At 57.0% G+C, this 18510-nt stretch carries 20 protein-coding genes; 8 read left to right on the top strand and 12 right to left on the bottom strand.

Annotated features, from left to right (window positions below; genetic code table 11):
* Window positions 1-432: 432 nt before the first annotated feature.
* The 3 genes from M0Q23_09635 (at window position 433) to M0Q23_09625 (ending at window position 4224) form a co-directional block, all read left to right on the top strand.
* Window positions 433-1347 (top strand): PAS domain S-box protein, encoded by a 915-nt coding sequence (locus M0Q23_09635; GenBank protein MCK9528875.1) that lies wholly within the window; start codon window positions 433-435, stop codon window positions 1345-1347.
* Window positions 1348-1843: 496 nt separating this feature from the next.
* Window positions 1844-2074, top strand: a complete 231-nt coding sequence (locus M0Q23_09630; protein ID MCK9528874.1) for a KH domain-containing protein — start codon at window positions 1844-1846, stop codon at window positions 2072-2074.
* 152 nt (window positions 2075-2226) lie between these two features.
* Window positions 2227-4224, top strand: coding sequence for an amylo-alpha-1,6-glucosidase (locus M0Q23_09625; protein ID MCK9528873.1), 1998 nt, complete (start codon window positions 2227-2229; stop codon window positions 4222-4224).
* On the opposite strand, the gene M0Q23_09620 is transcribed toward M0Q23_09625, so the two are convergent.
* A complete protein-coding gene (locus M0Q23_09620) occupies window positions 4126-4968 on the bottom strand; it encodes a ubiquinone/menaquinone biosynthesis methyltransferase (protein MCK9528872.1) in 843 nt (280 codons plus the stop codon). The two genes, M0Q23_09625 and M0Q23_09620, sit on opposite strands and share 99 nt — an antisense overlap.
* Before the next feature lie 172 nt (window positions 4969-5140).
* On the opposite strand from M0Q23_09620, the gene M0Q23_09615 reads away from it, so the two are divergent.
* On the top strand, window positions 5141-6721 hold the full coding sequence (locus M0Q23_09615; protein MCK9528871.1) for an NAD(P)H-hydrate dehydratase: 1581 nt from the start codon (window positions 5141-5143) through the stop codon (window positions 6719-6721).
* A gap of 10 nt (window positions 6722-6731) precedes the next feature.
* On the opposite strand, the gene M0Q23_09610 is transcribed toward M0Q23_09615, so the two are convergent.
* Together M0Q23_09610 and M0Q23_09605 are read right to left on the bottom strand one after the other, a co-directional pair.
* Window positions 6732-7784 carry a sodium:calcium antiporter gene (locus M0Q23_09610; GenBank protein MCK9528870.1) on the bottom strand — a complete coding sequence of 351 codons (1053 nt, stop codon included), beginning with the start codon at window positions 7782-7784 and terminating at the stop codon, window positions 6732-6734.
* An 11-nt stretch (window positions 7785-7795) separates the two neighbouring features.
* Window positions 7796-8440, bottom strand: a complete 645-nt coding sequence (locus tag M0Q23_09605) for an HDIG domain-containing protein (protein MCK9528869.1) — start codon at window positions 8438-8440, stop codon at window positions 7796-7798.
* 318 nt (window positions 8441-8758) lie between these two features.
* On the opposite strand from M0Q23_09605, the gene M0Q23_09600 reads away from it, so the two are divergent.
* Window positions 8759-8959 (top strand): cold-shock protein, encoded by a 201-nt coding sequence (locus M0Q23_09600; GenBank protein MCK9528868.1) that lies wholly within the window; start codon window positions 8759-8761, stop codon window positions 8957-8959.
* 102 nt (window positions 8960-9061) lie between these two features.
* On the opposite strand, the gene M0Q23_09595 is transcribed toward M0Q23_09600, so the two are convergent.
* The 7 genes from M0Q23_09595 to M0Q23_09565 all read right to left on the bottom strand — a co-directional run bounded on the left by M0Q23_09595 (window position 9062) and on the right by M0Q23_09565 (window position 14035).
* Window positions 9062-9871, bottom strand: coding sequence for a DnaJ domain-containing protein (locus M0Q23_09595; GenBank protein ID MCK9528867.1), 810 nt, complete (start codon window positions 9869-9871; stop codon window positions 9062-9064).
* Window positions 9872-9938: 67 nt separating this feature from the next.
* On the bottom strand, window positions 9939-10130 hold the full coding sequence (locus tag M0Q23_09590) for a hypothetical protein (protein MCK9528866.1): 192 nt from the start codon (window positions 10128-10130) through the stop codon (window positions 9939-9941).
* A 282-nt stretch (window positions 10131-10412) separates the two neighbouring features.
* Window positions 10413-10769 (bottom strand): hypothetical protein, encoded by a 357-nt coding sequence (locus M0Q23_09585; GenBank protein MCK9528865.1) that lies wholly within the window; start codon window positions 10767-10769, stop codon window positions 10413-10415.
* An 80-nt stretch (window positions 10770-10849) separates the two neighbouring features.
* Entirely contained in the window at window positions 10850-11191 is a 342-nt protein-coding gene (locus tag M0Q23_09580; protein MCK9528864.1) for a periplasmic heavy metal sensor, read from the bottom strand.
* 71 nt (window positions 11192-11262) lie between these two features.
* Window positions 11263-12624 (bottom strand): HAMP domain-containing histidine kinase, encoded by a 1362-nt coding sequence (locus tag M0Q23_09575; GenBank protein ID MCK9528863.1) that lies wholly within the window; start codon window positions 12622-12624, stop codon window positions 11263-11265.
* Window positions 12617-13321, bottom strand: a complete 705-nt coding sequence (locus M0Q23_09570) for a response regulator transcription factor (GenBank protein MCK9528862.1) — start codon at window positions 13319-13321, stop codon at window positions 12617-12619. The genes M0Q23_09575 and M0Q23_09570 overlap by 8 nt, the downstream gene beginning before the upstream one ends.
* A gap of 21 nt (window positions 13322-13342) precedes the next feature.
* Complete coding sequence (locus M0Q23_09565; GenBank protein MCK9528861.1) at window positions 13343-14035, bottom strand: MTAP family purine nucleoside phosphorylase; 693 nt, start codon at window positions 14033-14035, stop codon at window positions 13343-13345.
* Between the two features lie 361 nt (window positions 14036-14396).
* Between M0Q23_09565 and M0Q23_09560 the strand changes: the two genes are divergently transcribed.
* The 3 genes from M0Q23_09560 (at window position 14397) to M0Q23_09550 (ending at window position 16405) form a co-directional block, all read left to right on the top strand.
* On the top strand, window positions 14397-15254 hold the full coding sequence (locus tag M0Q23_09560) for a class I SAM-dependent methyltransferase (GenBank protein ID MCK9528860.1): 858 nt from the start codon (window positions 14397-14399) through the stop codon (window positions 15252-15254).
* Between the two features lie 138 nt (window positions 15255-15392).
* Window positions 15393-15725 carry a thioredoxin TrxA gene (gene trxA, locus M0Q23_09555; protein MCK9528859.1) on the top strand — a complete coding sequence of 111 codons (333 nt, stop codon included), beginning with the start codon at window positions 15393-15395 and terminating at the stop codon, window positions 15723-15725.
* A complete protein-coding gene (locus M0Q23_09550; GenBank protein MCK9528858.1) occupies window positions 15725-16405 on the top strand; it encodes an outer membrane protein assembly factor BamD in 681 nt (226 codons plus the stop codon). The genes trxA and M0Q23_09550 overlap by 1 nt, the downstream gene beginning before the upstream one ends.
* 70 nt (window positions 16406-16475) lie before the next feature.
* On the opposite strand, the gene M0Q23_09545 is transcribed toward M0Q23_09550, so the two are convergent.
* Together M0Q23_09545 and M0Q23_09540 are read right to left on the bottom strand one after the other, a co-directional pair.
* Entirely contained in the window at window positions 16476-18029 is a 1554-nt protein-coding gene (locus tag M0Q23_09545) for an AAA family ATPase (protein ID MCK9528857.1), read from the bottom strand.
* A gap of 80 nt (window positions 18030-18109) precedes the next feature.
* Window positions 18110-18409: an OmpA family protein gene (locus M0Q23_09540; protein MCK9528856.1), complete on the bottom strand. Its 300-nt coding sequence runs from the start codon at window positions 18407-18409 to the stop codon at window positions 18110-18112.
* Window positions 18410-18510: the final 101 nt, after the last annotated feature.

Here is an 18510-nt window from a genome sequence, read left to right as displayed (position 1 = left end):
TGCGGCGTACCACTAAGTACGCCTCATTCCTCAGGATTTGCGCGCCTTGCCTGCGGAGCTTTTTACGAAGCCATCCTCAACCAGATGTTTTTCGACTTTTTACGGGACCGTCAGTCTTCGTACGCCCCGGCCGGCCGACAACCACTTACAAAGCCTCCCTCCATCGGACGTTTTTCGACTTCTTTACGAGTTCATCATCCGGTGGTTCCGGCCCCTTTTTACGGGTTCATCAGCGTTAAACCCATATTACTACACCGTAATGCACCATCGGGCAAGAGCCAAATTGACATCCCCGGGCGGGGGATGCCTCCGGAACCCGGTACCGGAGGGCTTCTTCCGAGCCGCGTTGTTGTTGACAAAAACAGTGTCTCTGTGGCAGGTGTCATGCGACTGTTCAGGGAAAACGCAAAAATACTGAAGGAGGGACGTGGAATGAAAGCGGTTGAGAACCCGGTTTGCCCCGTCGTTACGACAACCGATGAAATATGCCGGCTGTTCGTCGATAACGCCCATGGATCCATGTGCGTCGTTCAGAAAGGCCACATCTGTTTTTCTAATCCGGGAGCTCTGGAGATAACCGGTTTCTCGCGACGGGAACTTCATGGGGCTCCCCTGACGCGCATTATACACCCCCGTGACCGGAAGTTGGTTCACCGACGGCATCTCCTTTTCATGGCGGGATCGGGCACTGTCAAAGGTACTTGTAATCACCGGATTGTTGACAGGTCAGGCCGGGTCCGGTGGCTGGAGGTCAAGGCGATCAGGATTATCTGGCAGGGGGAACCGGCCGCACTTCTCCTGGCCGGCGATGTGAGCGCCATGAAAAAGGTCCGGGAGGACCTCCGCAAAAGCGAGAGAGAGCTGCGGGAAACGGTGATCATGTTAAAGCACAAAGAAAAAGAAGCGCTGCTGAAATCGAGTCACATTGAAACCATGAAGAGGGCCCATCGCTGGATGAACAGTTACAGGGACGACGCTGTCACGGAAGTCGGGAAGAACGTGTTATTGAACGTTCATGAAAATATTTTTCCCCTGCTGAGACAGATACAGCTCCATAACGGCGATGACAGGACAAACTCCCTTGTCGATCTTGTCAGGATCAATCTTTGCGAGATTATATCGCCCTTTACGAAAAACATATCATTGAACCGATACACCTTGACGAAACAGGAACGCCAGGTGGCCATTCTTATCCTGCAGGGATTTAAAACCCTTGAAATCGCTCAGAGACTGGGACTGTCCAGGCGCTCGGTGGAGTACCATCGCTACAAGATCAGGAGCAAGCTGGGATTGTGCCACACAAAGACAAACCTGAGGACGATGCTGCTGTCCCTGGGGCGGGAGTGATGTTGTGCTCCATTTGAAAAGCGCTGCAAACTACTGTTTTTTCGTGACAGAAATTCCAGCATAATCAGGCGTTGCCATGTCCGGGGGTTCCTGTATAGTTCCGTCGTTGCGGAATGGCGCCACCAGCGGATATTGAAGCGGGAAGGTGCTTGTCGCGGTCACAATTCCGACGGCTTCGTACAAAGCTCCCCGGCTCGCCTCCGGAGTACCGCACAGTACGCCTCATTCCTCAGGATGTGCGCGCCGTGCCTCGGGGAGCTCTTTACTAAGCCGCCCTCTATCAGACGCTTTCCTGACTTTTAAGGCAACGCTGCTCCCATCTCCGGAATTGTGTACTTAATGATGTCACATACTTGCTCCTCATGGTACGCAGAAGTCGAAAAATAGCGAATTTTGAAAATCGAGCCCAATATTTCCAATGCGTTACAAAGCTTCTTTTGGAAAATTTGGACTTTTTACGGAACCATCAATTCTGAATACACAAGGAGGTTGTGTCATGACAGATCTGATCAGGACAATGGTGAAGGCGCTGGTGAGTAACCCGAAACTGGTGGAGATTTCGGAAATGGCCGGAGAGAATGTGTCCGTTTATGAATTGACGGTAGCCAAGGAAGACCGGGGGCGGATTATCGGGAAACAGGGGCAGACGGTGAAATCAATGCGGACCATTTTGAATGCCGTTTCATCGCGGTCGAACCGCAAGGCGGTCCTGGAAATCGTCGAGTGACGGGACCATCTTCCTCCAGGCTCGTACAGGGCGGATTCTTCCGGTCGGTCTTGCGAAACGGGTGTCTTCGGAGTATTCTGGCGTAAAAGGCTCACGGGCAGGGGCCGGATCACGGCCCTCCGGACCCGGACGCGCGAGAGAGGCCTTCAGCGATGGAACTCACCATGCGGGGACTGACCCTGGACAGTGCGCTGTCGAAGGAATGGATCGAGACCGACGGCCGCGGCGGATACGCGTCCAGCACGATTCTCAACTGCAACACGAGGAAATATCACGGCCTTCTCGTCTGCCGTCTGCCCGGGTCAGGCGGCCGGTGTGTCCTCCTCTCGAAGCTCGAAGATTCAATCATCACAGGCGGAAAGGAAATCAGTCTTTCGATGCACCAGTATCCCCTGGTGCTGGTTCCCGGGGAACTCAAGGCCTTCGCTCGTTTTTCAATGGACAGCCACCCGAGATTCTTGTACCGGGCGGGTGCCGTCGGTATGGAGAAGGAGATCCTGCTTCTCCGGGGCATGAACACGCTGCTGGTCCGGTATCGATACGGGAGCGGTTCCGGACCGATCCTTCTGAGGGTCAAGCCGTTGCTGGCCTTCAGGGGGATTCACGAGCTGTCGAAGGAGAATCCCTTCTTCCGAACCGAACTGGAGATGTCCGACAGGGGATTTTCCATCGCGCCCTATGCCGCCATGCCCGGGCTGCACGTGGGAACCGGGGGAGCGATGAGGGTTATGCCGGGGGCCTTCTGGTACCGGAACTTCGAGTATCTCCTGGAGATGAAGCGGGGGTTTCCTTTCCGTGAAGACCTCCTGATGCCCGCTATCCTGGAGTGCGGGATGGAACCGGGAACCTCCAGAATACTTTCCTTTTCCCTGGACGAGGTGGAGGACTCCGGGCGACTGTGGACCCGGGAGATTCAGCGCCGCCGGCGCAGGCGGCGGTCCCGGGAAGAACGCGCCGGGGACCGGAACCATCTCCCGGCTTGCCTCGGCAAAGCGGCGGACTCTTACCTGGTGAAAGACGCTGCCGGGACACCATCGGTCATAGCCGGGTATCACTGGTTCTACGTGTGGGGCCGTGACACCCTTATCAGTCTTCCCGGCCTGACCTTCCGCCGGGGAATGATCCGTGAAGGCATTGAGATTCTGAAGGCCATGGCGCGCCTTCGGAGAAATGGCCTGATACCGAACTGCCTGTCTGACCGCTCCGGGGAAAACGCCTATAATTCGGCCGACGGGTCGCTCTGGTATTTCTGGTGCCTTCAGGAACTTGTGGAGGCCTCCGGCGATATGGGGCTTATCAAAAGGTTTTTCTGGCCAGTCATGAAGGACATCCTGTCCCGGTACCGGGATGGAAGCGCAGCCCCTGCGGCGCTTCTCGAAAACGGGCTTGTCACCGTGGGTGACGCGACGACCCAGCTTACCTGGATGGATGCGGTCGTGGATTGTGTTCCCGTTACTCCCCGGGGGGGCTGTCCCGTGGAAATCAACGCGCTCTGGTTCAACGCCCTGTCCTTCATGAGGGACGTTTCGCGGGCTTTGGACATGGATCCGGGGTTCGACGCGGCCTCCCTGATTGAGAAAACCAGGAAGTCCTTCAATGATCTCTTCTGGATACCGGGCGGTAACTACCTTGCCGATGTGTGCAACACCACCGACGGTTCCCGGGATGAATCGGTGCGACCGAACCAGATTTTCGCCGTGTCTCTTCCCTGTTCGCCCCTCGAGGACCGGGAGCGGGCCCGACAGGTGGTCGCGAAGGTGACGGACGAGCTGCTTACCCCCTGTGGATTGCGCACCCTGTCGCCCCGGGATCCCCGGTACCGGGGCAGGTACGAAGGAGACGCGGCGTCCCGCGACAGGGCCTATCATCAGGGAACAGTCTGGCCCTGGCTCCTGGGGCATTACGGAGAGGCGCTGTTGAAAACGGCGGAAAATAAGGCCGCGGCCCGGAAGACTCTCAGAACCATTCTTTCACAATTCGAAGGCCATCTCCAGGATGCGGGTCTGGGGCATGTCTCGGAGGTTTTTGACGGCGACGAACCTCATCGTCCTTCAGGATGCATCGCCCAGGCCTGGAGCGTGGCTGAACTGATCCGCCTGTCGCGGCTGGTGCAATCGAGGCGGACTCGTGCATCCCGGGGAGTGTCCTGAAAGGCCTTCGTTTTTGATGTCCCCGAGCCCTGAAAACCGTCCGGGTTGCTTTTCAATCACAAAAAGGTGAACAATGCCGGGGAAGAGCCGTCGGGACATAATAACCCCGAATCCGTGCCGGTTCATCATGAGCAACAAATGGGCGGGAGAAGGAAAATCGAGAACCGATTCCGTCAGATACCGGTAGGCGTCGCGGTTTCCCGACAGGAGCCCGCCGATGAGGGGGAGAACCCTCGCGAAATAGACCAGGTACAGGGCGCGCAGGAGAGGGTTTTCAGGAAGCGCGAATTCCAGGATCATCGCCCGCCCTCCCTGAACGAGCACCCGGCGCAGTTCGTCGAAAAACCCGTCGGGGCTTTTCATGTTTCTGATACCGAAGGCGACCATGGCGCGATGAATCGATCCGCTTTTCAGAGGTACCGAGAGGGCATCGCCGATCAGGAAAAGGGCCCGCCGGGAATGACCCCGTGACTTGCTTTTCCGTGACGCGACGGCAATCATTTCACGGGACAGGTCAATCCCTGCGATCCGGCAGGATGCGCCCGAAAGGGCCGCTATGGCGAGGTCTCCCGTTCCGGTGGCGACGTCCAGGACGGTGTCGCCGTCTTCGATGGCAAGCTCCCGCACGGCTGCCCTCCGCCAGGACCGGTCGATGCCCAGTGACAGGATCCTGTTCAGCCTGTCGTAAGTGGGGGCGATCCCGTCAAACAAGCCCCCCATGGTTGAGGGTTCCTTGTCAAGCATCCGGCACCTGCCGCGAGATGAGATGAAGAACCCTTATAGTGCCGGAATGGCGGAAGGTCAAGGCCCCGGCACAGGCCATCGGGGCGATCCCGCTTTTGAGCCTTGATTTTGTTGTCATTCCTGCCGTATAGATAACAACGGCTCTGAACAATCGCGGATTCCGGAGGTAGCCATGAAGATATGCCGTGTTTCTGAAATGAGAGGACTTGACCGGGAGGCCGTCGAACAGTACGGAATAGACGAAATGCTCCTCATGGAAAATGCCGGAGGAGCGACCGTGTCCGTCATGGCCCGTGAGCTTGGTCGGCTTGCGGGGAGAACAATCACCCTGGTCTGCGGTGGGGGAAACAACGGGGGAGACGGCTTCGTTATCGCCCGGAAACTCCTGTCCGCCGGTGCTCTTCCCCGGGTCATCATCGCGGCTGACTCCTCGAAATACCGCGGTGCCGCGGCCCGCAACCTGCGCGTGATTGAAAATCTTCCCCTTCAAAGGGTGATCTTTGAGGGTCTTTCGTCGGTGCTTCCCCTTCTCGAAGAGTGTGACGCCGTTGTGGATGCTCTCCTGGGCACCGGTATAGACCGCCCGGTCCGGGACGGCTACGCCGACCTCATCGATGCTGTGAACGCGTCAGGGAAGCGGGTTTTCTCCGTCGACATTCCGTCGGGCGTCAACGGTGACACGGGAGCGGTCATGGGAACCGCCGTCAGGGCATCCTGCACGGTCACCTACGGGTTGCCGAAAATCGGCAATCTCCTCTATCCGGGATACGCCCTGGGCGGAAAGCTTTTCCTCAGCCATATCTCCTTTCCGCCCGATCACTACTCACGGGAATCGCTGAAGATCGCCCTGAATGAACCGCCGGTCCTGCCGACTCGCGACCCGGCGGGGCACAAGGGCGATTTCGGGAAAGCCCTTTTTATTGCCGGCGCCGCGGCCTATTACGGGGCGCCCCTCTACTCGTCATTGGCCTTTCTTCGCGCGGGCGGCGGCTATTCACGTCTGGCGGCTCCGAAATCCATCATTCCTTCCCTTGCCACGCAGGGGAGCGAGGTTGTCTTTGTCCCCCAGGAAGAAACCGCCGCCGGAAGCATAGCCGCATCGAACGCGAAGGCCCTGCTGAACCTGTCGGACGAGGCGGACATGGTTATCATCGGGCCGGGGATTTCTCTTGATGATGAAACACAGCGCCTGGTTCTTGACCTGGCGGCCCGTATAGGGAAACCGGTTCTTTGTGACGGCGACGGCATAACGGCGCTTTGCCGTGATCCCGGCGTTCTCAAAAGCAGAACCTCATCCACGATTCTCACTCCCCATCTCGGAGAATTTTCCAGGATCACAGGAAAATCAGTCAACGAGATAGAAGCCGACAGGATCGGGTGCCTCCGGCAGGCCGCCGCCGAGCTGAAGGCTGTTGTGGTCATGAAGGGTGCCCACTCCCTCATCGGGCTTCCTGACGGAAGGGTCCTCATCAATACGACGGGCAACCCGGGAATGGCCACGGCCGGCTCGGGCGACGTCCTGGCGGGAACCATCGCCGCCATGCACGGTCTCGGACTTTCGCCGGACGAAGCCGTTGCCAAAGGCGTATTCATCCACGGTCTCGCGGGAGACCTGGCGGCTTTGAAAAAAGGGGAGGACGGTATGACAGCCCGGGACATCCTGGACTGTCTTCCTGAAGCCCTCGCCTGTGACCGCCGGGGACTCGATGAACGGCTCCAGGAGCGCTACGGGATAGAAACCGTCTATTGTTGAACCCCGGCCGCTACGGGCCGCCGAGGTTGAAGGCGTACTGAAGCGTCACGTACACGAGATAGATGGACAGCAGCCAGATTCCCTGCCACCGTTTGAAGGTGCCGTCCCGGTTCATGAAGATGAAGAACCGGAAGGAATAAAGGATTACAAGCATGGCCGGGAAGTGAAAAATGAAAAAGGTCGGTGGAATAGACAGGGGACTCACGGCGGCTGAGGCACCGATAACGAAGAGACAGTTGAGGACGTCGGCGCCGACGATGTTCCCCACCGTTATTTCCGGATGTCCCTTGCGAACGGCGGCTATGGCCGTCATGAGTTCCGGGAGTGAAGTTCCCAGGGCCACCATGGTGGCGGCTATGACATCATTGGGAACACCGACCCGGAAGGCCGTTTCCGTGGCACAGGGAATAAGTACCCTGGCGCCCGCCAGGACGAGAACGAGGCCCGGGATGATCAGAATCCAGGATCTCGGGGTGTCCATCGTTTTCAGCGGTTCGGTCCCGCCTCCCGCCGGGATGACCGCGGAACTCCGACGAGCCCAGTGGACGGAAAGTGCCATGTACGCCATGAGCATGACAAGAAAGATCACGCCTACCCAACGATACAGCGTGGGTTCGGCGGGGCTTCGGTACCAGGAGGCGAGGGCAAACACCACCAGGAGGGTAGCCGTGCCCACCTGTACCCAGCCCGTACGGTTGAGGATAAACCGGTCCGCGGGAGTAACGGCAAAAATGCAGGTGAGACCAAAGATCAAACCCGTATCCGCGATAATCGAACCGACGGCGTTTCCGAGGGCAAGTCCGCCGTCACCCATCCAGGCGGCCATGACAGACACGGAAGCTTCAGGGGTGGTCGTGCCCAGGGACAAGATCGTCGCGCCGATGACAATGGTGGGAATCCGGGTTTTCAATGCCAGAGACACGACGCCGTCGATCATCCAGTCCGCGCCCTTGGAAAGAACGATGATGCCGGCCAGGGTTATGACGATAAGAACAGCGACGTGAGCGTCTCCGAGGGCTGCCGAGAGGTACTCTGCGTCGTACAGATAACGAAGTATATTCATGGCCGGTACCGCTACGGCTCTCCTGGTGCCGAGTCCCGTTCCCGCACGCTTTTGTGGTACATATCCCGGTACGCAGCCAATTCACGGGCCTGTTCAACGGGAAAGACCAGATCCGCCAGGTCTTCCGGGGTACAGTCGAGATGCGAAAACAGCCTCTCCTCGACACGGAGGCACTGCCTGAACAGGGAACGGATCATGTTCCTGCGGTTACGGTCCGTACCGTATCGCGCCATGATATACCGGAGTCGGTCGGCCAGAGAGCCGATGCGGGTATGGATGACTCTCTTGTCGGCATAGTGAACGATTTCCTCTTCTCGGACAGGAGTGCCGTCTGCCTGTTCAACCAGTCGAACATGCTGGGCGACAACACGGCTCACCTCGGGATATCCAAGGCTGCGGACAAATTCGCTCCCCGTCGCAGCATGGTTCTCCCCTGTTTCGATGCTTCTGCTTTTGGTTATGTCGTGGAGAAGCGCACCCGCGACGACCAGGCTGCGGTTGAGGATAATGCCGCGGTCGGCAAGCAGGTCCGCAAGCGTCGCGGCCACACGGCAGACCTGGATAGAATGGGCGGCAATATGCTCCATCATGGCCGTGTCCACCATGATCCGGTAGCAGGTTTCCCTGTCTGGTATGGGGCAGGAGGTGCCGTTCACGCTTCCCTACCTATCAGAGGGCCCTTTCTGTGTCCACATAAAAAAGTGAACTTCTCTGAACGGAATTCAACACCCCTGTCCTTTTTCCCGTATAAAAATATGCAAAAAAAGTTTGACTTTGTCATAAATTCAGTTTATGGTGCGTACCGTGTATACACAGTATTTTTTGCCCCCGGCAGAGGAAGCAGAGATAAAAAGTTGGGTTTCGTCGTTTTGATGTAAGAAGTGAACCACCATGCTTGTCGCAAGCAATGGTGGTTTTTTTCTTAGTTCAAGAAAGCGATCCGGCTTTTATATACCAGTGAGGAGGGTGCAATGATGGCAGAAGGAACGGTAAAATGGTTCAACGAAAAGAAGGGGTTCGGGTTCATCGAGAAAGATGACGGCGGAGATGTTTTTGTACATTTCAGCGCGATCCAGAGTACCGGATTCAAAACCCTTTCAGAGAACCAGCGGGTAAGCTTCGAAATCGAACAGGGCCCGAAGGGGCCGGCGGCCGTCAACGTAAAGGTCCTGTAAGAGAAGCGGATCACGAAACAGGAAACGGTGCCGCGGTGTTCAGAAAAGCCTCGGCACCGTTTTCTTGCAGGGTCTCCGCCCGCTTGTCCGTCCCGGCGCGGCCTACGAGGTGAAGAACGACAGAAACGAACGCGCTTTCTCGAGCAGCGGTTTCTTGATTTTCACCGTCAAGTACAGGTCCCCCGGCGGCGCTCCCCCCGATCCTTCCTCACCCATTCCCGCGAGGCGCATCTGCTGTCCGTCCTTCACCTGCGGGGGAATGCTGATAAGGACATCCTTATCACGGTTCCTGATATAATACCTGACGGTATCCCCTCCGGCCGACCGGCGCGGGGTTATTCGCAGGGTGTCTCTGATGTCGGCCCCCGCCACGGGGAGATCCATACCGGTCATTTTTCTGAAAATGTGGCTTGCAAACCGGGCGGCGCCCCGTGACTGGACGGAAACACTCCCCCGGCGGGGATGATGGCCCGTCCCGAAGGATCCCGTGAAAACAAATCCCTGTCCGGGGTTTTGCGAACTGCCGAAGGTAAAGGTCCGCCACTGGGCACCGTTTCCCTGTCTGAACAGCTCTTCAAATCCCCGAAGTCCGAAAGCCCTCGAGAGTTCCTCAAAAACACTCTGAATGTCCGATCCGCTGAAAATATCCTGTTGCGACCAGGATTGGCGGAAACGATCATGGGCACCTGGACCGTAACGATGCCTGAGGGCGTCATATTCACTGCGTTTTGACCTGTCGGACAGTACGGCGTATGCCTCGTTGAGCGCCTTCATTTTTTCGGCGGCCTGAGGATTGTCTCCGTTCCGGTCGGGATGGTGGGCGAGAGCGCCCTTCCGGTACGCCGCCTTGATGTCCTGTTCGGAGGCCGAGGGATCGACCCCCAGCACGCTGTAGTAATCACTCCTGTCCATTGGAAGCCTGTTCCTTCACAGGAAAGTCCGATCCCTGCCGGGAATCCCGCGTGAACCGGATATCATGTCAGCAGCGGCAGGATCCGCATCCGGCGGCTCCCGACAGGCTCGATGATATGTTGTAGCCGGAACCCCACTCTGTTTCGATAAAATCGATGGTGACGGGTTTCGCGTCTTCGAGAAGGCCGGTTTCCATAACGAAGGTAAGTTCATCTTTTGTGTAGACGTTGTCGGTCTCGCGCGGCTCATCCAGAGCCATCGCCAGGGAGGGCCCGCCTCAGCCGCCGGCGTTCAGGTAGACCCTGACACAGGGTTTTTCGTCCCTGCCCGTGAAAAGTTGCTTTATCATTTCAACAGCTTTATCTGTTACACTGAACATGTGACGTTTCCTTTCGGGTTTCGTTTTTCTAAACATAATAACGATAGCGGAAAAGTCAACTGAAGGTTCGGCGGCATCGTATTCCTTGCGGGAAACAAGGGGACGACCCCACAGCCCGGAAATGTTCCGTCGGAAGTGACCATAAGTTTCACGCGTCCGGGGTCAGAAAATGGAACGGATCCTTCCCGTTCGCCTGTCTATGATGATAATGTCAATACGGTCGCCCGAGGCATCGAAGATTTCCGCCCGGAAGAATCCCCGTTTTCGTTCCAGTGACCCGATTGAGACGTCAAGATCCCCGAAGTATTCTTCCAGAATTTTTCGTGCCTGTTCTTCATTCTCCACAAGCCGTGTTGCCCCGTAATCCCTGTGACGTTTCGGGATGTAATCGCCGTACGGGTGATGTTTCCCGGGAAACTTCCCGTGCGGAGGAATCGGCGGCTGCCCGGTCGCCTGGAGCGGCGGCAGGCAGAAGATACAAAAAAAAGCCGCCACGAACACCAGGATTTTTTTATTCATAGTTCGGGTTCCCGGCCCGTCGTCGCGATGATCATCGCGACGACGGGCCTTTCCGTTACAGGGGAATCAGCGTCGGCGTGTCATCGTGTTCCGTGTCGATGCCGGGACCGATTCGTCCTTTCGCCCTTGTGGCTGCCGGGACGGGTTCTCTCGGGCAGATCCATTGCCGCCCTCATTTCTTTTAACTCCTTTATCAGGGCGGAGACCCGCTTTCCGTCGATATCGTCCTTGCGCAGCTCACTCCTCAGTTCCTGCTTTTTTTCGCGGTATTCATGCATCAGGGCCCGCTGTTCATCTGAACATTCGATGCGGGGTGACGTTCGGTGCCCACGGGTGTGCCCCGGATCCGCATTGGACGTCTGAACCGCCGGAAATCCCATCATGACTATTGCTGCCGTTATCAGTACTGTTTTTTTCAACATCTCTCCATTCCTTTCTCTGTGAGGATTTTACAGGTACTCTGCCGGGGGAATATGAAGAGAGAATGAACACATTATGAAACATTGTGAAGGGAAGGCAAGGAAAGAGTGAAGGTCGTCCCTCTTCCCACTTCGCTTTCCACGGTAATATGTCCGTCGTGGGCCTCAACGAGTTCCTTGACGATGGCAAGGCCCAGGCCGAGCCTTCCCTGCCCGGTAGTGTAGAAGCGTTCAAATACATGGGGAAGTGATTCGGCATCGATTCCCGAACCCGTATCCCCTATCACCAGGATTGTCCGGTCCCCCTTCCGGCGGGCCTCCAGGTGTACTTCGCCGCCCGGTTCCGTCGCCTGAAGGGCGTTGCTTACCAGATTGACAAGAATCCTGCTGAGTTTTTCCGGGTCTGCCCGGAGCGTCTCCGATTCATGGCAGTCGAAATCAAGGCGGACACCGGCCTGGCTGAAGAGCGGCCTGAACCGGTCCACAATGTGCGCGATGAAAGAGCGGAGCTGAATCGTTTCGCGGGTGAGGGAAAGCGCGCCGGCCTCGGCGTGGGAAAGGTCCTCGATCCCCTCGATGAGGGAGGTGAGTCGTCCCGTTTCTTCAAGAAGTGATTTCAGGGTGGATTCATCGGTCCGTATGATGCCATCCGCCATGGCTTCCAGTTCACTCCTCATGGCGGTGACGGGAGTTCGTAATTCGTGGGCCACGTTCGAGATGAGTTTTTTCCTCAAGCGTTCCTGGCGTTCAAGCGTTTCCGACATCCGGTTAAAGGCCCTCGACAGAGAGGCGATTTCATCTTTCCCCGGAATGGCAACCGTTCGGTACTGGTCGCCCCTGGAAATGGCCCTTGCCGATTCGGCCAGCCTGTTGATGGGTTGGACCAGGCCCCGTGTGAGTCCCAGGCTGATGACGATGGCCAGCAGGGCTGTCAAAAGCAGGGACACCAGCAGGAAATTCTCGGCCCGTTCAAGAAAAAACTGATCTTTCCCACGCTCCATGAAGGCGATGTCGACAGTGCCGATTTCCTCGCCCCCTGAAAAAAGCGGGAAATCCATGGTTCGGACGGCTGCCCCGAAACGCTGTGCGGAAAGGGCGCCTTCAACCCTCCGGCGCATCGTTTCGGATATGTCTTCCAGGGCTTGCCGGGAGGTCATGATGACGGTGCCGTTCCGGTCCATGACGGTGACATCCAGGCCCATCATCAGGGCCCCGATCGTATTTTCCGCCACGGCATATCGATCCCATCCGGCCGCGTCTTCGTAGGTTCCTTCGATGACGGCCGTGATCCACTGGACCCGGTCAAGAGTCTCTCCCTGCCGGTACTGTTCGAAGTCGGACATCACCATGAAACGGAAAACCACCGCCGCAGCCGGAGACAGGCACGATACGACGAGGAGGGACAGGAGAATTTTCGTCCGAAGCTTTTTAAACATCGGGTTTGCCGGAAAAACGGTAGCCGACGCCATAGATGGTTGTGATCAAAACCGGATGCCTGGGATCTCGTTCAATTTTATGGCGTATGTTTTTTATGTGGGCATCCACTGTCCGGTCGTACCCCTCATACTGGTATCCCAGGGCACGGTCGACCAGCTTGTCCCGGGTGAAAACAACGCCCGGTGATTGCGCCAGCGTAAAAAGAACCTTGAATTCCGTGGGGGTCAGATCGAGGGGAACCCCATCCCTGGCGGCTTCATAGGAGTCGCCGTCCAGGACGAGGCTGCCATCGTTAAAACGCAGAATCTTCGTTTCAAAAAGATCGTTTTTCTGCCATCGTTTCAGGACGGCCTTGACACGCCAGACGAGTTCACGGGGACTGAAGGGCTTGACGATGTAGTCGTCGGCGCCGAGGGCGAACCCCGCGAGCCGCTCCTCCTCGGAAGCCTTGGCCGATACCATGATGACGGGAAAATCTCCGATGCTCCTGAGTTCCTGGATGAGCTCTTCTCCGCTCATGCCGGGAAGCATGAGATCGAGGAGTACCAGGATCGGCGCTGTTTCTTTCGCCAGTGACAGTGCTTCCTTCCCTCTGGAGCGATGGGCAACGGAAAAGCCGGCGCCTTCGAGGTAGGCTTTCATGATCCGGGCGATCTTCATGTCGTCTTCGACGATAAGTATTGGTGATCCGGCCATTCCGGCGAACCTTCTCGACGATTATGACAAGCGCCGCGTGATATTCCACATGGACCGCGCGTTCAGGCCTGCCGCCTTACGCACGGCTTCGGCAGAAAGCTCCCGGTCGATGATCCCGTGGGCATAGTTGTCAATGGAGCAGAGGGAGGCATAGGGAAGTCCCAGTTCGCAGCAGACGACCGCCTCACTTGCCATGGTCATGCCCACGATATCGGTGAAAGCGGCCATCATGCCGATTTCAGCCTTCGTTTCGAAGCGGGGTCCCGTTGTCTGCCAGTATACCCCCGACGGGACAAGCCCGGTTACGCCGCATGATTCGGCGGCCGCTACGAGTCGGCCTCGAAGGGTTTCATCGAGAGAGGGTACCGTGTGGGCGTATCGATTCTCAAATACGGTGGGTGTCGGAGACAAGGCGATAAAATCATGGGGCACGACAAGGGTGCCCGGCGATAGGTCTTTCTTGAGTGATCCCGCTGAGTTCAAGCCTATGACGCCGGTAACGCCCAGGTTTCGTAATGCCGCCATGTGTGCCCGGTGATTGATGAGGTGAGGAAGTATGTGGTTCTCCGGGTCTGCTCCGTGACGGGGTATGCAGGCATATTCCCCGGAGAGAAAAATTGTGACCGGGCCGAAGGGCGTATCGAGGGTCGTCCGTTCCATTGACGGTAAAAACGGTTCCTCAAGGAAGACCGTACTGACTACAATGCCCAGCATTTCCGTGAAATCCCTCCTTGTCCCGGTGTTTCCGGCTCATCATCGAATTAGCAGATAAACAACGCTCTGTCAAAAGTGACGGCTTCGAAAAAAGTTACCGGAGGCATGCCTCCGGCACTATAGCCGGATGCCTGATTGCGCTCTCTCCTTCGTCACTGCGGCGTACCGCACAGTACGCCTCATTCCTCAGGATGTGCGCACCCTGTCTGCGTAACTTTTTACAGAGCCGTCCTCGGACATTTCCCGACTTTTTTTCGAGTTCGGCCCTACTGCCGGAGGGGGTTGTCACCGGCGGCAACAATGTAGTAGAAGTATACATACATATATGGGACGCGGAACAGAACCATCGGCAGGTGAACCAGTGAAGGATGAAACGATCTATTCAACCGATGATATCGCCGGAACCTACACGGCGGTGGACGAGCACATCGGTAAGAGACGCCATATCAGGCGTTACTCGGAAAACAGGGATGACATTCGGGATGTGGCCCTTCGCGGTCTCGATGTGACGGGTACAGTCAGGGCTCTCGACCTGGGATGTTCCTACGGGTTTTTTACAGAGAAACTGGTCCGGTGCCTGGGACCTCAGGCGGACATTACGGGGATCGATCTGATCGATGAGGGAAACCGCGCGTGCTTTCTTCGTATTCTCCGTGATGCCGGTTCGTCGGGACGTTTTATCGCCGGAAAGGCTGATCTCATCAAGACCATGGCCGACGGCAGTTTTGATCTCGTGGCGGCCAGTTACTCCCTGTATTTCTTTCCCCACCTCATCGGCGAGATTTCCCGCATATTGAGCCGGGACGGGGTTTTTGTCGCTCTTACACACACCGAGGACTCTCTCAAGGAACTTATCGGGCTCATACCCCTGCCGGGCTCTGGAGAGGAAGTCCGACGGGAGCCGGCGATCAGCCGCCTCTTCAGAGTTTTTTCCATGGAAAACGGCGAAGAGCGCCTGAAAGACTATTTTGGAACAATAGAACGTATTCCCTATCCCAACAGGCTCGTGTTTCCCCTGGAGCATATAGAAGATTGCTACGATTATGTTTTAAAAAAGCGAACCCTCATGTTTAAAGAAACGTTAGATACCGATCCCGGGAGACTCGACGGTATCGTGGAAGAGTTCTTCAGGCGGGTCCGGGCCAGCGCCCGGGAGAAGCGGGTGCTGGAAATCACGAAAGACGACTGCGTTTTTCGATGTCGCGATCCCCTGAGGTGACGGGAGGCCCCGCGGGAACGGTTCCGGGTGTCCCGCGAACGTCCCGCGTCGGCGATAAATAGTAATTGACAACCTTTGGCGATATATGGGAAATACCCGTGGTAAAAGAAAGAGTATCAGATTGGAGGGTTGAGGATAATGACGGATACGGATAAGGTAGTCCACGTTACGGACAGCACGTTTGATGCCGAGGTGATCAAGGCGGACCGCCCGGTTCTGGTCGATTTCTGGGCACCCTGGTGTGGCCCCTGCAAGGCCGTAAGTCCCGTTGTCGAAGAGATCGCTGAAGACTACAAGGGTAAGCTCAAGGTTGCAAAGGTGAATGTGGATGACAATCCATCAACGGCGGCGCAATACGGTATACGAAGCATACCGACCCTGATGCTTTTCAAGGGCGGTTCACAGCAGGATACGCTGGTGGGCATGGCTCCGAAAGATCGTCTTGAAGCCTTCGTGAAAAAGGTGTTCTGATGCGCGCCGTCAAGATACTGGTGCTGCTTGTGATTCTTACCCTGACAGGCGGGTGTGCCTGGATGCCGTCATGGCTTGGTTCGGGTCCCTCTCCCGGGAGGGGCACTCCGGCTGATCTTTACAGGACGGGTATCGAATACTACCAGGCCGGGAGGTACAAGAAAGCAATCACTCAATTCACACGGCTCAGGGAAGAGTACCCTCTCAGCCAGTATGCGACCCTCGCCGAACTGGGCGTTGCCGATTCGCATTTCAGTGCCGGGGATTATCTCATGGCGGAAGCCAACTACCGTGAATTTACGGCAATGCGTCCCACGAACGAAAACATTCCCTATGTCATGTACCAGGTCGGTATGTGCAGTTACAACCAGATGCTCGGTGTTGACCGGGACCAGATGAGAACCCGCATGGCAAAGGCTGACTTTGAAAACCTGCTGGCCCGGTTTCCCAACAGCAGGTTTTCCTTCATGGCCGAGCAGAAATTGAGGGAGTGCCTCAGGAGGCTGGGGGAGCACGAGTTCTACGTGGGGCATTTCTATTACAAGCGGGGAGAATACGAAGCGGCGCAACGCCGCTTTGAAACGATTCAGCAGCAGTATCCCAACCTCGGCCTCGACTACAAGGTCAGTTATTTCCTCAACGAAACCAGGCGCAAGCTTGCCGGGAAAACAGACGCCTGAAACGGTGTCTGAGAGGTATATGGAACCATCCCGTTACAAGGGCGCGTGACGATCCCGAAGCCGGGGGCGATTATTCCCTGTCGAGCCTCCTGATCCGGCGAAGGGCATCCATCAGGCTGTCCGCGAGCGGACGGGATGTGTCGACCAGGACATGTTCCCCGGGAAGAATATCCTTGAGGGGCTCAAAGCTTTTTTTCTGAGACTCATAGAGTTCCCATCGCCCATCGGACGCCTCGTTCCCTTTCCGTTGCCGCCTGTCAAGGCGGGCCCGTATCTCCTCTTCGGGGCAGACACATTCGATAACGAGGAAATCAGCTCCCTGCCGTTTCGCGATCGCTCGGGCCCGCTCCCGTTCCTCCTGTTTCCGGAATGAGGCGTCAATAATGACTGTTTCCCCGGAAGCGAGCCGGACTCCGGCCTGCTCCAAGACTCTGTGGTAGGTTTCCCGGGAGATTTCGTCGGAATAGATTCCCCTTCCAAAGGGTTCGTGGTGTCGGTCCGCCGGTTGAATGCCGAGCATTTCTTTCCGGAGGACGTCGGTTCGAATGATCCCGGCGTCGAGGGAGTCCGCAAGCCGCCGTGCCAGGGAACTCTTCCCGGTTCCCATGAGTCCCGACAGTATCAGCAAGGCCGGTGTATCCAGCCGGGCGGCGTATCGCACGGCACCGTCGAAATACTGTGAGGCCTCGTCGGCAATGCGGGCGCGGTCCTTTTCTGCGGTGGCGGGATCGTCGATGCGGAAGCTCGTCACTTTCCCACGCACGAAGGCAAAATAACACCGGTAGAAGTTGAGCAGCTTCTGTATTTCTCTGTCTCCGGAATAACGCAAGTAGGCATCGACGAAGGCACGGTCATGCCCGTGGTAGCCCTTGCTCCCGAGATCCATGGAAAGGAAGGCTATCTCGGCCGCCACATCGAGGTAGCGGAAGCGCTCTTTGAACTCTATGCAATCAAAGATAACGATGTCATCGCCATCAAGGCAGATGTGTTCGAGGTGAAGATCGCCGTGGCAATCCCTGATGCGATGCTCTCTGACGCGGCGGTGGAAAAGCTCCCTGTTGCGGTCAAGAAAAGAATTGACCCAGTCTTTCAAGAAGCTGTGGGCCGCCGCCGAAATGGTGACATCCCGATAGGACCGGGTTTCTTCGAAGTTTTCGTCATTGTTTCGACGGATCGTATCGAGTCCGCCGAGGGCGTCGATTGCGCCGCCCGTGTCCGCCTCGCGATGGAAGTCGCAAATGCGGCGCGCGATTGCATCCATGACGGAGAGATCCGCCGATCCTCTCTCGAGGAGCCGGTAAAGCATCCGTTCTTCGGGAAGCCGTTTCATGTGAAGCGCGTACTCGACCGGCGGTCCCGTTCCTCCCAGAACGAGCCCCCCCGGTCCTTCATCGGTGATGGGTTCCACGGAGACATAAACAGTCGGGGCCAGGCGCCTGTTCAGGCGAAGCTCTTCCTCGCAGAAGTGTTTTCGCCGTTCAAGGGTAGAGAAGTCGAGAAAGTCGAAACGCACCGGTTTCTTGACCTTGTAAACCCGGTTACCCGCGAGGAACACATAGGATATGTGTGTCTGGATAAGCTCGACCGAGGACGGATGGTGAGGATAGAACGAAGGAGAATGCATCAGCCGGACAAGTCCCTCGTGTGTCTCTGACACCACATGCACGGGACGGCCCCTGTTACTGTGCTTCCTGCCGGACATTATCAGCGTTTGATACCTATGAGCTCCACGCGACGATTTTTCGCTCTCCCTTCACTGCTCCCGTTGGAAGCCAATGGTCGGGTTGCTCCGTAATACCGCAGGACAAGACGGTCGGCGGGGGTTACCCCCCGTTCCGTCAGATAGGACCGCACTGCCTGCGCCCGTCGCATGGAAAGGTCCTGATTGTACTCTTCGGAGCCCCGGTTGTCCGTGTGTCCTGCGATGTAGACCCGGATACCGGGCTGATCCGTCAGGAGGAGGCCGGCAAGCGCGTCAAGGAACTGCCGGGCCTGTTCGTCGATGTGATTGCTGTCGAAATCAAAGAAAGAATGGCCTCTCTCCGGGGGCTGATGTGGTATCCCAGGTCAACGTAGGCCGGGACAACCGCCGGAGAGAGGCCATT

The sequence above is a fragment of the Syntrophales bacterium genome (genome assembly GCA_023228425.1).
In the GTDB taxonomy this organism is placed as follows: domain Bacteria; phylum Desulfobacterota; class Syntrophia; order Syntrophales; family UBA2210; genus MLS-D.
The sequence above is the reverse complement of the archived record's forward strand: the minus strand, read 5'-3'. Positions and strand labels throughout refer to the sequence as shown.

Excerpts from the sequence above, each read along its gene's own strand:
- M0Q23_09635 (MCK9528875.1), top strand. The coding sequence starts at position 433 with ATGAAAGCGGTTGAGAACCCGGTTTGCCCCGTCGTTACGACAACCGAT.
- M0Q23_09630 (MCK9528874.1), top strand. The coding sequence starts at position 1,844 with ATGACAGATCTGATCAGGACAATGGTGAAGGCGCTGGTGAGTAACCCG.
- M0Q23_09625 (MCK9528873.1), top strand. The coding sequence starts at position 2,227 with ATGGAACTCACCATGCGGGGACTGACCCTGGACAGTGCGCTGTCGAAG.
- M0Q23_09620 (MCK9528872.1), bottom strand. The coding sequence starts at position 4,968 with ATGCTTGACAAGGAACCCTCAACCATGGGGGGCTTGTTTGACGGGATC.
- M0Q23_09615 (MCK9528871.1), top strand. The coding sequence starts at position 5,141 with ATGAAGATATGCCGTGTTTCTGAAATGAGAGGACTTGACCGGGAGGCC.
- M0Q23_09610 (MCK9528870.1), bottom strand. The coding sequence starts at position 7,784 with ATGAATATACTTCGTTATCTGTACGACGCAGAGTACCTCTCGGCAGCC.
- M0Q23_09600 (MCK9528868.1), top strand. The coding sequence starts at position 8,759 with ATGGCAGAAGGAACGGTAAAATGGTTCAACGAAAAGAAGGGGTTCGGG.
- M0Q23_09595 (MCK9528867.1), bottom strand. The coding sequence starts at position 9,871 with ATGGACAGGAGTGATTACTACAGCGTGCTGGGGGTCGATCCCTCGGCC.
- M0Q23_09590 (MCK9528866.1), bottom strand. The coding sequence starts at position 10,130 with ATGGCTCTGGATGAGCCGCGCGAGACCGACAACGTCTACACAAAAGAT.
- M0Q23_09585 (MCK9528865.1), bottom strand. The coding sequence starts at position 10,769 with ATGAATAAAAAAATCCTGGTGTTCGTGGCGGCTTTTTTTTGTATCTTC.
- M0Q23_09580 (MCK9528864.1), bottom strand. The coding sequence starts at position 11,191 with ATGTTGAAAAAAACAGTACTGATAACGGCAGCAATAGTCATGATGGGA.
- M0Q23_09575 (MCK9528863.1), bottom strand. The coding sequence starts at position 12,624 with ATGTTTAAAAAGCTTCGGACGAAAATTCTCCTGTCCCTCCTCGTCGTA.
- M0Q23_09570 (MCK9528862.1), bottom strand. The coding sequence starts at position 13,321 with ATGGCCGGATCACCAATACTTATCGTCGAAGACGACATGAAGATCGCC.
- M0Q23_09565 (MCK9528861.1), bottom strand. The coding sequence starts at position 14,035 with ATGCTGGGCATTGTAGTCAGTACGGTCTTCCTTGAGGAACCGTTTTTA.
- trxA (MCK9528859.1), top strand. The coding sequence starts at position 15,393 with ATGACGGATACGGATAAGGTAGTCCACGTTACGGACAGCACGTTTGAT.
- M0Q23_09550 (MCK9528858.1), top strand. The coding sequence starts at position 15,725 with ATGCGCGCCGTCAAGATACTGGTGCTGCTTGTGATTCTTACCCTGACA.
- M0Q23_09545 (MCK9528857.1), bottom strand. The coding sequence starts at position 18,029 with ATGCATTCTCCTTCGTTCTATCCTCACCATCCGTCCTCGGTCGAGCTT.